14 protein-coding genes are annotated in these 15190 nt (G+C 62.1%); all 14 read right to left on the bottom strand.

The genetic code is table 11. From position 1 onward, the window contains the following. Window positions 1–35: 35 nt before the first annotated feature. On the bottom strand, window positions 36–221 hold the full coding sequence (locus tag ACVWZM_RS43990; protein ID WP_456856432.1) for a DUF1427 family protein: 186 nt from the start codon (window positions 219–221) through the stop codon (window positions 36–38). A gap of 828 nt (window positions 222–1049) precedes the next feature. Beyond that, on the bottom strand, window positions 1050–1541 hold the full coding sequence (locus ACVWZM_RS43995; protein WP_456856433.1) for a GlcG/HbpS family heme-binding protein: 492 nt from the start codon (window positions 1539–1541) through the stop codon (window positions 1050–1052). After that, the gene (locus tag ACVWZM_RS44000; protein WP_456856434.1) at window positions 1538–2797 is read right to left on the bottom strand and encodes an amidase; all 1260 of its coding nucleotides are present in this window, start codon (window positions 2795–2797) and stop codon (window positions 1538–1540) included. The genes ACVWZM_RS43995 and ACVWZM_RS44000 overlap by 4 nt, the downstream gene beginning before the upstream one ends. After that, entirely contained in the window at window positions 2794–4407 is a 1614-nt protein-coding gene (locus ACVWZM_RS44005; RefSeq protein WP_141342861.1) for an ABC transporter substrate-binding protein, read from the bottom strand. Before ACVWZM_RS44005 ends, ACVWZM_RS44000 begins: the two co-directional genes overlap by 4 nt. A gap of 45 nt (window positions 4408–4452) precedes the next feature. Then, window positions 4453–5226, bottom strand: coding sequence for an amidase (locus ACVWZM_RS44010; RefSeq protein WP_456856435.1), 774 nt, complete (start codon window positions 5224–5226; stop codon window positions 4453–4455). After that, window positions 5171–5908, bottom strand: coding sequence for an amidase (locus tag ACVWZM_RS44015; protein ID WP_456856437.1), 738 nt, complete (start codon window positions 5906–5908; stop codon window positions 5171–5173). Before ACVWZM_RS44015 ends, ACVWZM_RS44010 begins: the two co-directional genes overlap by 56 nt. Next, window positions 5898–6887, bottom strand: coding sequence for an ABC transporter ATP-binding protein (locus tag ACVWZM_RS44020; RefSeq protein WP_456856866.1), 990 nt, complete (start codon window positions 6885–6887; stop codon window positions 5898–5900). The genes ACVWZM_RS44015 and ACVWZM_RS44020 overlap by 11 nt, the downstream gene beginning before the upstream one ends. After that, on the bottom strand, window positions 6887–7957 hold the full coding sequence (locus tag ACVWZM_RS44025; protein ID WP_456856438.1) for an ABC transporter ATP-binding protein: 1071 nt from the start codon (window positions 7955–7957) through the stop codon (window positions 6887–6889). The genes ACVWZM_RS44020 and ACVWZM_RS44025 overlap by 1 nt, the downstream gene beginning before the upstream one ends. After that, window positions 7849–8700, bottom strand: coding sequence for an ABC transporter permease (locus ACVWZM_RS44030; RefSeq protein ID WP_456856439.1), 852 nt, complete (start codon window positions 8698–8700; stop codon window positions 7849–7851). Before ACVWZM_RS44030 ends, ACVWZM_RS44025 begins: the two co-directional genes overlap by 109 nt. Window positions 8701–8703: 3 nt before the next feature. Beyond that, window positions 8704–9720 (bottom strand): ABC transporter permease, encoded by a 1017-nt coding sequence (locus ACVWZM_RS44035; RefSeq protein ID WP_253625997.1) that lies wholly within the window; start codon window positions 9718–9720, stop codon window positions 8704–8706. Between the two features lie 298 nt (window positions 9721–10018). Then, the gene (locus ACVWZM_RS44040) at window positions 10019–10594 is read right to left on the bottom strand and encodes a cupin domain-containing protein (RefSeq protein ID WP_456856441.1); all 576 of its coding nucleotides are present in this window, start codon (window positions 10592–10594) and stop codon (window positions 10019–10021) included. A 1024-nt stretch (window positions 10595–11618) separates the two neighbouring features. Beyond that, entirely contained in the window at window positions 11619–12593 is a 975-nt protein-coding gene (locus ACVWZM_RS44045) for a LysR family transcriptional regulator (RefSeq protein WP_456856442.1), read from the bottom strand. Between the two features lie 44 nt (window positions 12594–12637). Further along, the gene (locus ACVWZM_RS44050) at window positions 12638–14311 is read right to left on the bottom strand and encodes a carbon-nitrogen hydrolase family protein (protein WP_456856443.1); all 1674 of its coding nucleotides are present in this window, start codon (window positions 14309–14311) and stop codon (window positions 12638–12640) included. Window positions 14312–14342: 31 nt separating this feature from the next. Further along, complete coding sequence (locus tag ACVWZM_RS44055) at window positions 14343–15179, bottom strand: ABC transporter ATP-binding protein (protein WP_456856444.1); 837 nt, start codon at window positions 15177–15179, stop codon at window positions 14343–14345. Window positions 15180–15190: the final 11 nt, after the last annotated feature.

A 15190-nucleotide genomic window follows, 5' to 3' on the forward strand; every position in this document is an offset into this window, starting at 1 on the left:
ATCCCGAACATGTGAGCGGAGCGTCCTCCTTCGCGCTAAGCGGCTACGATGCTCGAGCCGACGTGCAGCTCCTTGCTGACAGGACGACGCTGCCCGCAGACGTGAATGCCGAATAATCCGACGAGGGCAACCAAAGAGGGCGCCGGCGAGCGCACGTTGAGAGAGCTATAGGTCAATTCAACAAGGAGAACCGCGCCAAGAGACATAAAATAGACCTTCATATGCTGGTGTCTGGGCGGGCTAAGAGGACAAGGGCCAAGAGAGGTTTTACCGGCTGACCACTCTTTGTGTGCGGTGATCGAGCTCGCGCTCAAGACGCACTCCCCTGTCCGTACTCTGCAATGCGCAGCAATACTCCATCGGCATAATAACAGCAGACGCTCGCGCTTCGGTCGGCTTAGATCGAAGCACGCAACTCTGGTCGACCACTTCGACGTCGAGAAAGGAGAACAGAACCCACCGCAAAATACGTCAAACTACGCGAACGCCGCCGCTGGCACTACTCCTACTCTATCATCTCGGAAAACGTATCGCCGTTGATTTGCAAGCACAATTCTTCAAGTCTGACGGACAAATGCCGACGGTATATCCGCCGCAATTTTGTTCTCTTGAATTCACAGAAAAGTTTGGGACGTTCGCGCTGTTGGCGATTTCGCCATCTATCGTAGTCATTCGAGTGATCCGCGGCACAGACGTGGTCAAGACGGCCGTTACGACATGGAGTTGAGCTTAGTTCAAATACCGTCAAGGAGCGCGCCGGTGCGGTCGTTCGATGGTCCGTACCTGCCGTGCCTGCCATAGCGCGACTGGGATGCGACCAGTTTAATGCATGCTACCTTCAGGTTTCGGCTGAGGACCGCGAACCGCGATTTGCAACGGTCCCCTCCGCACCATCTGAACCGTAGCTTTCAACCGCAATGCGATGCGACACACCACGAGCGATCGCGTAACACCCCGGCGCGTTACATGGTGCTAGCCGTCTACTTTAACCGCTATTGTGTTTTGTGGGCCCTTAGCGGTCTCCAGGCGCTGTAAACTACCTGAAGGATTCAAATCGTCGGCTGAGGCGTCGTACCTCTGATGATCCCGGTATCTTCCGCGCCCATCGGCTTGAAATCGAGGTACATGTCTGCGTGCGGGATCGCAGCTGCACCGGCTCGGGCCACGGCGAGATCCTGCATGCCCGACCCGGAGCCTGCCGCCACTGCGTCAAGAATGAATCCGTCGACGCGGATGGGCAAACCACCGATCAGATTGGTCCAACGACTTTCGTGCGCCAAGGTGACCTGAATCTCCACATCTGCGTGAGCGCCGCCGGTCGGCACGCCGGACAGCGCCGACGTCCGCGCCTTGTTGATGGATGACGTAACGCTCAGGCCTTTCGAGCCGTCCATGCGTCCGAACGCCAAGAGATTGCCGCCAGTATCGACCACCGCGATACACAGCGGTTGCCCGATGCGGGTGGCTTCCGTGATGGCTGCGTTGAGCACCTTGAGCGCACCGTCGAGCGTGAGCGTCTTCGTGTCCCTGACGTCGGTCATTGCCGCTCCTCGAACAGTCCTACCGAGAATTCGCGAGCCAGGGTCCGTGCCGCGGCAACAAGGGGCGCATCACCGCCGCGCCAGCCGATGAGAGACAGCCCCACTGGAATAGAGCCGGATGTCGCGACGGGAAGGTTCACCTGAGGAAGCCCGGTCAGGCCTGCGATGCCGGTCAGGTCGACGATCTCGTGCACCGCAGCGCGGATCTCCGACAGGCGCGCGTCCCGGCTGATCGGCAGAATGGGCGACGTAGGCAGGCACAGCACGCGCCGCCCGTCGAGCAGATCGTCGAGCCGCTTCGACGCGCTCGTGCGAAAAGCCTTGGCCGCAGCGAGGTCGGCCGGTGGCGTGCGGCCGTCGTCGGCAAACGCGCCAGCGACTTCCGAGGAGAACCGCGGGTTCACCCGGTCGACCCAATCGCGAAAGGTCGCCTGGAATTCGCATCTCTGCAGGATGCGCTGATGCCGCGCCCAGTCGCGAAGCTCGCCTTCGGCCAGGGGTGATACGATGGTCGCAGCGGCCTGATGTAGCCGATCAACGACCGGCTGGAGAGCGCCCTGCACTGGCGCGTCGGCGATGGCAAAGCAGTCGGACGCAATGATGATATCAGTCGGCAGGGCGTCGGGCACCTGCTCGCCGAGCAGCACGGCACCGACCCGCGCGAACGTCGTCGCATCGCGGGCGAAATAGCCGACGGTATCGAACGACGGTGCTTGGGTCATCATGCCGGCGACGGAGATCCGACCGTGCGTCGGCCGCAGCCCGTAGAGCCCGCAGAAGCTGGACGGCACGCGCACCGAACCGCCGGAATCCGTCCCCAAGGCAATATCGACCAGGCCGCCGGCGACGGCCGAGGCGGAGCCGCTCGACGAGCCACCCGGAACACGGTCCGGCGCGCGCGGATTGAGCGGCGTGCCGTAAAATTTGTTGATGCCGAGCAGTCCGAGCGAGATTTCATCGGTGATGGTCTTGCCAGTCAACGCGGCGCCCGCCCCCAGCAGATGGTCGACCGCCCAGGCGTCGGCCTCTGCTACCTCATGCGTGGCGGCCCAGTCCGGATTGCCGCAGCCGGTCACGGTGCCTGCGACATCAAACAAGTCCTTCACCGCATAGGTCAGGCCTGAGAGCGGCCCTGACCGGTTTGGACCGCGCTGGATGATGGGGCCTGGAACGAAGGCGCCGAGCGTGTCTTGCACTGTGTTTTCCCGATTGAAAAGGCAAGCGCGCCCGATCGAGCGCGCTTGCCGTCGCCTCATTCCTTGTAGAGCTTGCGGAAGTCGGGATGGGTGTGGAACCAGTACTCAAAGCCCTTGACGTTCTTCTGGACCGCGTAGTCCGCAAAGCGGGTGTAGAGCGGAATGCGCGGCAGATCGGTCATAACGATGTCGACCATCTTGTTCAGACTGGTCTTGTAGATCTCGGGGTCGCGCGTGAAGCGCGCCTCGTCGATCACCTTGTCGAGGCTGGGGTTGACGTAATTGGCGGTATTGAACACCGAGTTGTTGCCGCCATGGAACGTCCAGAAGAAGAAGTAGTCGGGGTAGTCGAGCCAGCCGTAGAATTCGGCGATGACCATCGGCATCGTCTTGCTGGCCATCTGGGCGAACCAGTTCGAGCCCGGCACCTTCTCGATCGTGAGCTCGACACCAATCGTCTTCAGCGCTTCCTGGATCAGGATGGCGGTCGGCTCACGCACGGTCGATTCCGACAGATCGATCGACAGCGTGGTCTTGAAGCCGTTGGGGAAGCCGGCCTCGGTCAGCAATTGCTTAGCCTTCGCGAGATCCTGGCCATGCTTGATCGGAACCGGCCACGTCGCATCCGGATAGGGTTTATCCGGGTCGCCGCCAAACATCGGCTTGGCGCGGTTATAGAGCGCGGAGCTGACGATTTCCTTGTAAGGGATGGCGTAGGAGATCGCTTCGCGCACTTTGGGATTGTCGAACGGGGCGATCTTGACGTTCATGTCGACGAACACGAGGTCGTTTTGCACGGGCACACCGATGATCGCGACCTTCCCCTGCTCTGCCAGTTCGGCATAGTCCTTCGGGGGCAGGCCGACCGACATATCGACGTCGCCCTTTTCCAGCAGCGCACGGCGCGTGCCGGCCGAGGCGATCTGCCGATAGATCACGCGCTTGAGCTGGGGTAGCGGGCCGGACTTCCAGGCGTCGAACCGAGTAAACACGGTCTGCTGACCGGGTGACCAGGACTCGACTTTGTAAGCACCACCGCCACAATCATTGCGTGATACCCACTCGAACGCCCAGGGGTCCTGTGGCGTTGCATGCTTCTTGGCGAGCTCTGAATTGACGATGACGGGCACGGGAACGACGAGGTCGGGCATCGTCAGCTTGTTGAACTGGTCGAAGGTCGCTTTGAATGTGTGATCGTCGACCACTGTGAACTGTTCGGGCTTGACCAGCGATCCCGCCGCCATTTGCACCGCCGGAAAGCCGCCGGCGGCGATAGCGCGGTCGAACGACCATTTGACGTCCTTGGCCGTGACCGGGCTGCCGTCGTGGAACGTGGCATCCTTGCGCAGGTGGAAGATGTAGGTCTTGCCGTCCTCGGCGGCTTCCCAGCTTTCGGCCAGCTCCGGGGTCATGACCTTGGCATCGTACGACACCGTGCCATCCGCCAGCTTCTTCTCGCCATGGCTGACGAGCCGGTCGTAGGCCTGCCACACCACCATGCGGCTGTGATCGTTGGCGGTCGGCACCATCGTGTCGAGGCCGTTGGGGCCCATCTCGGACACGATGACCATCGTGTCCTTGGCGATTTCGGCCGCAAGTGCGGGTGCGCCGGGCAAGGCAGCGGACGCTGTGAGCAGCGCCGCTGTGAGAAGTCTACGATCGAGCCTCATGTCGTGCATTCTCCTTGATATGTGAGTGGGAACGTGACGGCAGCATCAGAGACCGAGGTCGCCCAGCAGCTTCGGCCATTTGTGAGCCCACGGACGCGCTTGTTCGAACGCACCGGAGGCTGCGAGCACGGTGCGGTCCGCCAAATGGCGGCCGATGATCTGCATGCCGACAGGCAGGCCGGTCTCGGTGAAGCCGGCGGGAACGGTCGCCGCCGGCTGACCGGTCAGATTGCAGATGAAGGTGAAGCAGAGCCAGTCGCCGGTCGTGACCATCTTCTCTTCGATGATCTCGGGGCCCTGCATGTAGAGAGGGAACGCTGGCACTGCAAGCGTCGGCGTGATCAGCAGGTCGTAGTTGGCCATGAACCGCCACATGCGATTGCAGACCATCTGGCGCATCATCTTGGCGTCGGTGAATTCCTCCGCGGTCCACTGTCGCTGCAGCAGCGCGACGAGATGCGGCGACATCTCCTTTTCGTGCCCCTTCATCATGCGGCGCATGCCGGTCAGATCAGTGTCGCCGGCAACGATGGTCCAGAATTGCGGGAACGGATCGTCCCATCCGGGACTGGCGCGCTCGACTGTGCAGCCGAGATCAGTCTCGAACACGCGCACCGCCTCGGAGACGACGCGGCGCACCTCCGGGTCAACAGGCGCATAGCCCCAGTCTTCGCTATAGGCGATGCGAAGGCCCTTGATGCTTTCCCTGGTGGCAGCGACATAGTCGAAGTCGGCGGCCGGAATCGAATAGCGATCGCGCGGGTCAGGTCCGGTGATCACCTTGAGCATCAGCGCCGAGTCGGCCACGGTCCGGCTCATGGGGCCGACGTGTTCGAGCGATTCCCCAGCTTGACACGCCGGGATAGCGCTCATCGCGGCAACCTGGGTAGAGCGGCACCCGGCCCATCGAGGCCTTGATTCCGTACAGTCCGCAGAGTGCAGAGGGAATCCTGATCGATCCGCCGCCATCGGAACCGATCGCAAATGGCGCGACGCCCGCTGCGACCGATGCACCCGAGCCGGCGCTCGATCCGCCGGACGTCATGTCGAGATTCCAGGGATTGCGCGTGGCCGGGAAAACAGGATTGTGACCGACGCCGCTGTAACCGAACTCCGGCACATTGGTCTTGCCGATGATGACGGCGCCAGCGTCCTTCAGCCGTTCAACCACGATGTCATCCTCATCAGGCACGAAGTCCCGATAGAGGGGCGAGCCCATCACGGTCAGGATGTCCTTGGTGGCGACGAGATCCTTGATTCCGATCGGCACGCCCGCCAGCAGGCCCGGATCCTTGCCGGCTGCAATCTTGGCGTCGACCGCGGCGGCGGCGGCGCGTGCCACATCGGGCGTCGGCGTGCAGAAGGCATGGATGTGGGGTTCGAGCTTCTCCATGCGGCGCAGAACGGCTTCCGTGACCTCGGCGGCAGAAAGCGTCTTGTCCCTGACTTTCGCCGCGACGGTCATGGCATCCATACGGCAGATCTCGTTGTCAGCGCTCATCGGTTTCTCCAGGTGGTGAAGGAGCAAAATGGCAAGCGGCGAAGTGGTCCGGACCTACCGCGCGAAGTGGCGGCATAACCCTGGTGCAAATATCCGCCCCCTTGGGACAGCGGCCGTAGAAGCGGCAAACGTTCGGATCCGGATCGATGGGGCTGCTCGGACTGCCGTCGAGCCTGACCCGCGCTTCTCCGCGCCGTGCCGGATCCGGGATCGCCGCAACGAGGGCCTGCGTGTAAGGGTGAAGCGACGCCGTGAAGAGCGTCTCGGCCGGCGCGATCTCGACGATCTTGCCAAGATACATCACGACCACACGCGAGCAGAGAAGCCGCACTACGTTGAGATCGTGCGACACGAACAAATAACTCATCGACAACCGGGCGCGCAGGTCGGCGAGCAACCGCAGGATCACGGCCTGGACCGACACGTCAAGCGCAGAGGTCGGTTCGTCGAGGATCAGCAGCGAAGGTTCGACCGCGACGGCACGCGCGATGCCGACGCGTGCGCGCTGGCCGCCGGACAGCTGATGCGGATAGCGCTGCAGCAGCTCTTCCGGCAATCCGACCAGTGCGGCCGTGGCGCGCACGCGCTTGTCCAGCTCAGCGCCGTTGGTCATCCCGAGCAGCCGCTTCAGCGGATCGGCGATTGCCAGAAAAGCGCGAAACGAGGGATTGAGGCTTTCGGTCGCGTCCTGGAACACGACCTGAATGCGCCGCCGGCTCGGCGAGGCTGCAAATTGGGCTTGCGTCACGGCGGTGAGATCCTCACCACCGATCAGGACCTGGCCGACCGTCGGATCGATCAGCCGGCCAAGCAGGCGAACCATGGTGGATTTGCCGCAGCCGGACTCACCGACCAGGCCGACGCTTTCGCCGGCACCGATGGTCAGATCCACATCGTCGACCGCATGCAGCCGCGCGCCGCGCCCTCTCCGCTTGATCGGGTAAAACTTGGACAGCGATTTGACTTCGAGCAGCGGCATCATGACAGCGGAAACCGGCAGCGCACGAGGTGCGCGGGCGACAATTCGGTCCAGGGCAACTCCGCCTCGTCACAGATCAGCTGCCGCCGCTCACAGCGGCCGCTGAAGCGGCATGGCGGCAACGCACCGCGCAAATCGGGCAGATGACCGGGAATAGAATTGAGGTCGTCCAGACGGGATTCGGGCACGGGCGTGGCAGCCAGCAGCTGGCGCGTATAAGGATGTGCCGGATGCTGCAGGAGCGCCTCAGTCGTCCCGATCTCGACAATGTGCCCGGCGTGCATGACCGCGATCCGATCGCAATACTCGCCGGCTAGGCCGAGGTCGTGCGTAATCAACAGCGTCGACATCCGCGTCGACCGGCTCATCTCCCTGATAAGATCCATGATGACGGCTTGCGTCGTTACATCGAGCCCCGTCGTGGGCTCATCGGCAATCAGCACGGACGGCGTGCAGGCCAGCGCCATCGCGATCATCACGCGCTGGCACATGCCGCCCGAGAGTTCGAACGGATAGGCGTCCGCCCGACGTTCGGGATCGGGGATGCGGACCCGCGCCAGGGCCGCAATCGCCGCTTTCTTGAGATCGCGGCTCGGCAAGCCGGCATGCTCCTGCAGCACGTCCTCAATCTGCTTGCCGATCTTGCGGATCGGATTGAGCGCCGTACGGGGGCTCTGAAAGATCATCGCCATCTCGCGCCCGCGAATCTCGCGCATGGTCTCTGGCCGCGCGGCCAGAAGATCGATTCCGCCCATCGTGATGCTGCCCTTGGTGATCCGCGCGGCTTCATCGTTCAGGCCCATGACGGTGTAGGCGGTAACCGATTTTCCGGACCCGCTTTCACCGACCACGCCGACGATCTCGCCGCGCGTCACGGACAGGCTCACGCTGTCGAGTGCGCGCACCACGCCGTGACGGGTACGAAATTCCAGGGAGAGGTCGTCGATCTCGAGCTGTGCCATCAGACGCGCTTCCTCGGATCGAGCAGGTCGCGCAGTCCGTCGCCCAGCATGTTGAAGGAAAACACCGCGAGCACGAGCGCCGCGCCCGGGAACATGAAGGCCCACCACTCGCCGGAAATGATGTAGCTCGCGCCTTCCGACACCATGATGCCCCACTCCGGCGTCGGCGGCCGCACCCCGAGTCCGATGAAGGACAGGCCGGCGGCGTTGAGGATCGCCCAGCCCATGTTGAGCGAGGCCTGCACCATCATCGGCGGCAGAATGTTCGGCACGATGTGGTTGACGAGAACGCGCATAGCTCCATTGCCGCCCATGCGCGCCGCCTCGACATAGCCGAGCTCGCGCCGCACGTTGACCTCGGCGCGCGCGAAGCGGCAGTAGAATGGCAGGTTGATGATCATCGTGGCGATGATGATGTTGGCGACGCTGTTGCCGAGCGCCACCACGATGCCCATCGCCAGCACGAACAGCGGGAACGCCATGATGGTGTCCATGGCGCGGCCAATGATGCGGTCGGTCCAGCCGCCGAAATAGCCGGCCATAGAGCCCAGCGCGAGGCCCACTACGAACGACAGCGCTACCGCCGAAACCGCCATGCCGAGGTCGAGGCGTGTCGCCACGATGACGCGGCTGAGGATGTCTCGGCCGAGCGCATCGGTGCCGAACGGATGCAGCGCACTGGGTCGCGCCAGCTTGGTGGTGGCGGAGGTCAGCAGCGGATCATAGGGCGCGATATAAGGGCCAAAGATCGCGAACAGCGCGAGCAGCGCCAAAATGATCACGGCGACCAGCGTCAGGCGATTTTCGCCGAAGGCATAACCGGTGTTGCGGGCGAGCGTGATGATGCTCATCGCTCAGCCCTCGTACCGGACGCGGGGATCGACCAGCGTCGCGAAGATGTCGACAGCGAGATTGAGCAGAACGTAGAGCACCGCCATCATCAGGACGAAGCCCTGCACTGCGGCGTAGTCGGAGGCGATTACGGCCGATACCGCATAGGCGCCGACGCCCTGCCAACCGAACACCTGTTCGATCAGGACGTTGGAGCCAAGCAGGAACGAGAACACCATGCCGAGAACGCTGCTCACGGGTAGCAGCACGTTGCGGAATGCGTAGGTCATCAGGATCTTGCGGACCGGCAGTCCGCTGGCGCGCGCGGTGCGGATGAAATCGCTGCCCAGCGCCTCCAGCATCGCTGCCCGCGTGATGCGCGCGATCGGCGCCAGCGCGAACAGGCCGAGCGATATCGCGGGCAGGATCAATTGGGACAATGCCGCGCGGAGCACCGGCCAGTCACCCGCAATGAGGGCGTCGACGGTGTAGGCTCCGGTGACGTGCGGCGGCGGCGAAAAGGTAATCTCGTTTAGGCGGCCGAGCGGCTGCGGCGCCCAGCCGAGCAGGAAATAGAAGATATATACGAACAGCAGACCGACGAAGAACGTCGGAAAGGCTGCACTCACGGTGACGAGCCCGCGGCAGGCATGATCGACCCCACCGTTGATGCGGGTCGCAGCCCACACGCCCATCGGGATGGCGATGCTGATCGCGAACAGCAGCGCGAAGGACGATAATTCGAGCGACGCCGGCAGCCTTTCGATCAGATCGGTCAACACCGGCTGGCCGGTCGTGAGCGAGCGGCCGAGGTTGCCATGCGCGAGGTCAATCACATAGTGCAGGAACTGCACCGGAAGCGGGCGATCGAGTCCAAGTGTAGCGCGGATGTTCTCGATCGATGCGGCGTTCGCGGCGGGCCCAGCGAAGAAGGCCGCAGGGTCGCCGGGCAGCGCGTGCGAGATGAAGAACGTGAGAACAACAACTCCGATCAGGCTCGGGATGGTGCCCAGCAAACGTTTCCAAACGAAAGCCATCAGCGGTTCGCCTGCCGTTACTCACCGAAGCGACGGCATCGCTGCCGGAGCGCATCAACGTGATCGGGCCCCGTCAACGTCAGACGCAGCCGGGGGCAATCGACATGCATCACAGTCATGCAAAAGGTTAAGCAAGCGCTATGCCAGCTCGGTCGTTCCGGTGATCGAGCCAGCAAGTTCTCGAACTGGAGGTTTTTGGGATGCAACGCCGTCGCGCTCGCGCCGAAAAAGAAGCGATGTTGAGCCATCGCTGCTTCAGTTTTCGCCACATGCATCTAATTCATGCACTGGCGCGATCGCCTCAGTGGACCTGCGGCGTGTTGACCCAGACGATCCGCGCTTCGTCCGGCCCGACATTGCGATAACTGTTGGTCAAATAAGCCTTGAAGAAGAAGGAGTCGCCGGCCGTCATCAGATATGTGGTGTCGTCGACGGTGAGTTCGATGGTTCCTGACACGAGGTAGCCGACGGCTTCGCCCCGATGGGTGATGAGGTCGACCTTCTCGCCGCCCGGGGCGACCACATGAATGTTGCCCTCGAGCAAATTGCCCGCGGCGATCGGCACCAATCGCTCATAGGTCACACCGGTGCCGCCGCGCAGTGCGTCCACCGGCACCTTGAGCCGGTCCTCAGGCTTCTGCACCAGCTTGTAGTCGTCGATCTTTAGGCCAAAAAACGAGGCCATGTCTCGGTCGAGCGCGTGGACCATCTTGTCGAGCATGGGCAGCGACGGCATGACCTTGCCGGCCTCGATCTTGGAAATCATGCTCTCGTCACATCCGACGACCTGCGCCAGGTCTCTCATGCGCAGCCCCTTGGACAACCGGGCACGCCGGAGGCGCGGTCCAATATTCAAGGCATTGTTTTCGGACGTCACGTTACGTTCCCAGCAATGCAAGCGGGCTAATACTATGCATATAAATCACATGATTTACCAGCATGTCATGGCAAATCTAGAGGAAAGTTGGAGAAGCCCCTCGCCCGCATAAAGACCGCCTTGGCTGAAAACGAGAGTTTGTTGGGATTTTGCTTCACGGGGCTTCAGGTCTCGCCGGCGTCGATGCGCGGCCTCGGGTGTCCTGGCGTAATGTCGAACTCCGGCGCGGCAAGGCCTGACAGCACGTGCGTGGGAACGTACATCTCACGGACGATTGGTTGAGGCCCACTGCGAATAGTTTCCGGTGCCGAACCGGTCGAGCGGCGGCGCCGCCGCTTTCTGTGTTAGACGACCGCGCTAGGAAAGCCCGCTACTGGCCCGTTGCCGACTGGCTTCGGGTGCCACAACGTCTGCTTTGAGAATCGTAGCCGATCGAGATCGTGCAAACCGTCGGACGTGAGCCATTTCGTAGCTAACGCTAGCTTTGGATGGAGCGCAGCAAATCGGCAGATTATCCAGAGCGCTAGTCATTCGAGTTTGGAGGAGTGGATAATCTGCAAACAGTCTGTCTGCTTTGCACTGGACCTGCAGATGCTCGGAACTGGAGCTTTGGATGCCCAGCCCTTCTGTACGAGTAAGCACGCTGCAGTACTGCGCCAGCCTAAGTGCGGTGGATTCCTGACTCGACCGGCATTAAGTCAAGCTCACGGCTTCAGTCAGAGCCTAACGCTAGGGGGCAACCGACCAAGACTAGGCTAGATTGCGCATAACAGCCCGCGCTACTCCCACTCAATCATATCGGACGACGCTTCGTCGTTGATTTGCAAGCGCAAATTCCCACTACCTATCGGAGTCAATCGACCGGATGGCGCGCCGCGTGCGGTGCCAAGACTGACACTGCTCGCACTGGCACAGAGCTTCAGATACCGTCAGAGGTCAGGAACACACCTTTGGTCCCGGCGCCGCTCCCCCACTGCTGTGCGTCGGCCATGCAGGTCCGCTTCGCAATCAAGGCCGACCGAGGTCAGCCCTTAGCGGGATGCTTTGCTGACATCAAATGGTCGGCATCTGCGGCGACGCGCTTCTCGAGGAAGCTTATGACCGCCTTGATGCGGGCGATGTGCAGCAGATCCTCATGGACGGATAGCCAGATGTCGCGGACGGAGAAGTAGCTGGGTAGGATTGGGTGCAGGTCCTTGTTGTGGGCTGCCACATAGGACGGCAACATGGCGATGCCGAGCCCGTTCGATGCGGCCACGTACTGGGAGACCAGGCTGGTACTGCGGAACACGACATGAGCCGGCCGCAGGATGTCGGAGAGCCACCGGTTCTCCTTGAGCTGTATGTGCTCGTCGATGAAATCGATGAAGTCGTGGTTGTCGAGATCCTTCAGGGCAGACGGCGTGCCCGCGCGCTGCAAATAGGCACTGGAGGCGTAGAGAAAGATCCTGAATTCGCCAATCTTCTTGACCGAGAGCCGTCTTCCCTTTGGTCTGAAAAAGCTGATGAAGATGTCGGCCTCGCGGCGCGTCATGTCGAGAAGCCGTGTATCGGTAATCAATTCGACCTGAATCGAGGGCCAGGCCTTGCTGAAGGCGGCCATGCAGGTCGTCAGGTACATGCTGCCGATGCCCTCCATGGCAGCAATCCGCACCGCTCCAGCGGCGTCCGCCTTTTCGGACCCCACCACGGCCTCGATGATCGCGTTGGCGTTGTTCTCCATGCCTTCGGCAAACTGGAGCAGCCGCAGACCTGCTTCGGTGAGGGCGAAGCCTGCCTTGCTGCGCTTGAACAATGTGGTGTTGAGGCTGCGTTCGAGCTCCCTCACGCGCCGGCTCACCGTGGTGTGGTCGACCTTCAACTTCTGGCCCGCGCGAATGAGATTTCGGGTTCGCGCCACTTCCAGGAAGAAGATGACGTCGTCCCAATTGTAACGCAGCGTTCGCGCAGCCTTTGCCACCTCGGCCGTCCTGATATGCCCGTTCGCGAGCTTCGGCATCTAACGCTCGCCATTTTCGGGCATATCGGCTGGCCCGGCAATCGTCACGCGGCGATGATCGGAGCGTAGGTCTCGACGAGCCGATTGGCGAACATATCGACCTTGGGGATCATCAGTTTCTGCCGGCAGACTGCCAGATCGATGTGCTTGGGCATGACGGCACCGAGCTTGAGGCTACGCGGCGCGACGACATTGATGTCCCAGAGCGGAAAACCTGTCGGTGGGATCACGAGGCTGCCGCCGGGATAGGGCGAATCGACTCGGTTTGCCAATATCACCGCCACGCGATTGTCCTCGGCCCTTGGAATGGCCAGCAACTCGCGTTCGAACGGCTCGCGCAGCGAGGCCGGCCACAGGATAATGTCCGCGGCCGCAATGCCGAGGCAGCGCGAGACCTCGGGGAATACGGCGTCGTAGCCGGACATGACGCCGATCCGACCGAAGGGCGTCTCGAACACCGGATATTCGTCGCCCGCCTTGGCCCATTTCCGCTCTTCGGCGGTCAGATGTGTCTTGCGATATTTGCCGGCTTCCTTCCCATCAGGGCCGATGAGGAACGTCGTGACGTACAGTCCGGCTGCGGCAAGCTCGACCGTCGGAAGCGCAATCAGGCATTGGTAGCGAGACGAGATCGCGGACGCTTTCGCCAGCAGAGCCGTCGTCTGATCGGCCAGTGCGGCGGCCTCCACCGCGTCGGGAATAGCGGAGCGACAGAATGCATATTCCGGCAGCGCAAGAACCTTGATGCCGAGCTTGGCGGCGTGATCCACCATGTCGAACACGTCATCGGCCGGACAGTCCTTCATCACATGCATCTGCACGGCGGCTACCTTCGCCACAGACTTGGCAGGGATCAGCGGCTTCTCGGCGATCCGGTAGACGGGCGTCTTCTCATACGGCAGCGCCATCAACCCGTAAGTCTCGGGACGGCGATCGGCGATCTTGTCGTTCGCCGCGTAGATCGACTTCTCGTGGGCGGCATCCAGATCGACATCGGCGATGGCCATGCCGTGGGTATCGTGGGGCACCTTCGACAGCACGCGTCCTTTGGGGTCGACGATCATGCTGCCGCCGGGATAGTAGATCGACCGCTCATAGCCCGCCTTGGTGGCGGCCACGAGCCACAGGCCGTTCTCATAGCTGCGGGCCGGTCCCCACATGTCAGCCTGGTCCATGGCGAAGAAATTCGCCATGTCGACGATCACCTCCGCGCCCTGCATCGCCATCGCGCGGAAGATTTCGGGAATGCGGCCGTCAAAGCAGATCAAGAGGCCGATCTTCCCGAGGTCCGTCTCCACCACGGGGCAGCCGCGCTCGCCGAACGCAAACCAGTTCTGATCATGCGTCGCGAGAAACTGCTTGTGGTAATGGCAGACTGTTTCCCCGTCGCGGCCGAACATGATGCCGGTGTTGAAGATCTTCTCCTTGTCCGGGTCCCACTCGGTCACACCGCTGGCGACGTAGATGCGGTGCTTCCGGGCGAGCGCGGCGAGCGCCGTCACGAACGGCCCATCCTTCATCGTTTCGGCAAGTTCGCGGCAGTGCTCGGCGGAGTCGAAGAGGTAGCCGGTGTCCATGCACTCGGGGAACACGACCAGCTCGGCTCCCTGTCTCACCGCGTCCTCGACATATTGAGTCGCCAGCGCGATGTTGTGGTCAAAATCCCCCAAACGGGCGAGCGTCTGGACGGCGGCAGCGCGGAAACAGCGCTTCGTCATGTTGGTCTCCATCTTTTGAAGGTTGATCGGATCAGTCTCGCTTGACTTCCCGCCAGAAGCGGTCGAGGCAATGGCGCTTCAGGTTGATGAACTCCTCGCCCGTCGTGACGTCGAGGTCACGCGGCCAAGGCAGATCCACCGGAACGATTTCCGCCACCCGGGTCGGCCGGCGCGTCAGCAGCACGACCTGATCGGCGAGCTGTATGGCCTCCTCTAGATCGTGCGACACGAGCAGCATCGTCGTCCTTAGCTTCATGAAGATGTGCTGGAGCCGCTCGCGCATAAACAGCGTCATCTCGTAATCCAGCGCAGAGAAGGGCTCGTCGAGGAACAGCACCTCGGGTTCGGTCACCAGCGCGCGTAAGATCGAAACCGTCTGCTGCTGGCCTCCGGACAACGTGTAGGGATAGGCGTTGAGGTCGAACGGCACGTCGAAATCGGCAAGCAGCTTCTCGACGCGCCGGTGGCGCTCCTTGCGATCCACCCCCATGACCTTCAGGGGATAGCGGATGTTGTCGATGGCGCGCATCCAGGGAAACAGCGCCTCCCTGTAATTCTGGAAAACGTAAGATATCCCGGTGTCGCGAATGGTCTGGCCGTCGTAGAGCACTTCACCTGCATCCATCGGCATCAGGCCGGAGATCATGTTGATGAAAGTGCTCTTGCCGCAACCGTTCGGGCCGAACACCGAGATGAACTTTCCCATCGGCAGGTCGATCGAGAAGTCGTCATAGATCGTCGTGCCCTGGAATCGCTTGCTCAGCCCGCGAATGGTGACGTGGGCCTGCCGCGGCTTGGGCGACGGGTCGTGGGACATGTTGTCGGTGACGGGCCAGTCTGTGGTGCGGATCGCGGTCACGTTCCCCATCGGATTGTCCA

Source organism: Bradyrhizobium sp. USDA 4501 (assembly GCF_054062115.1).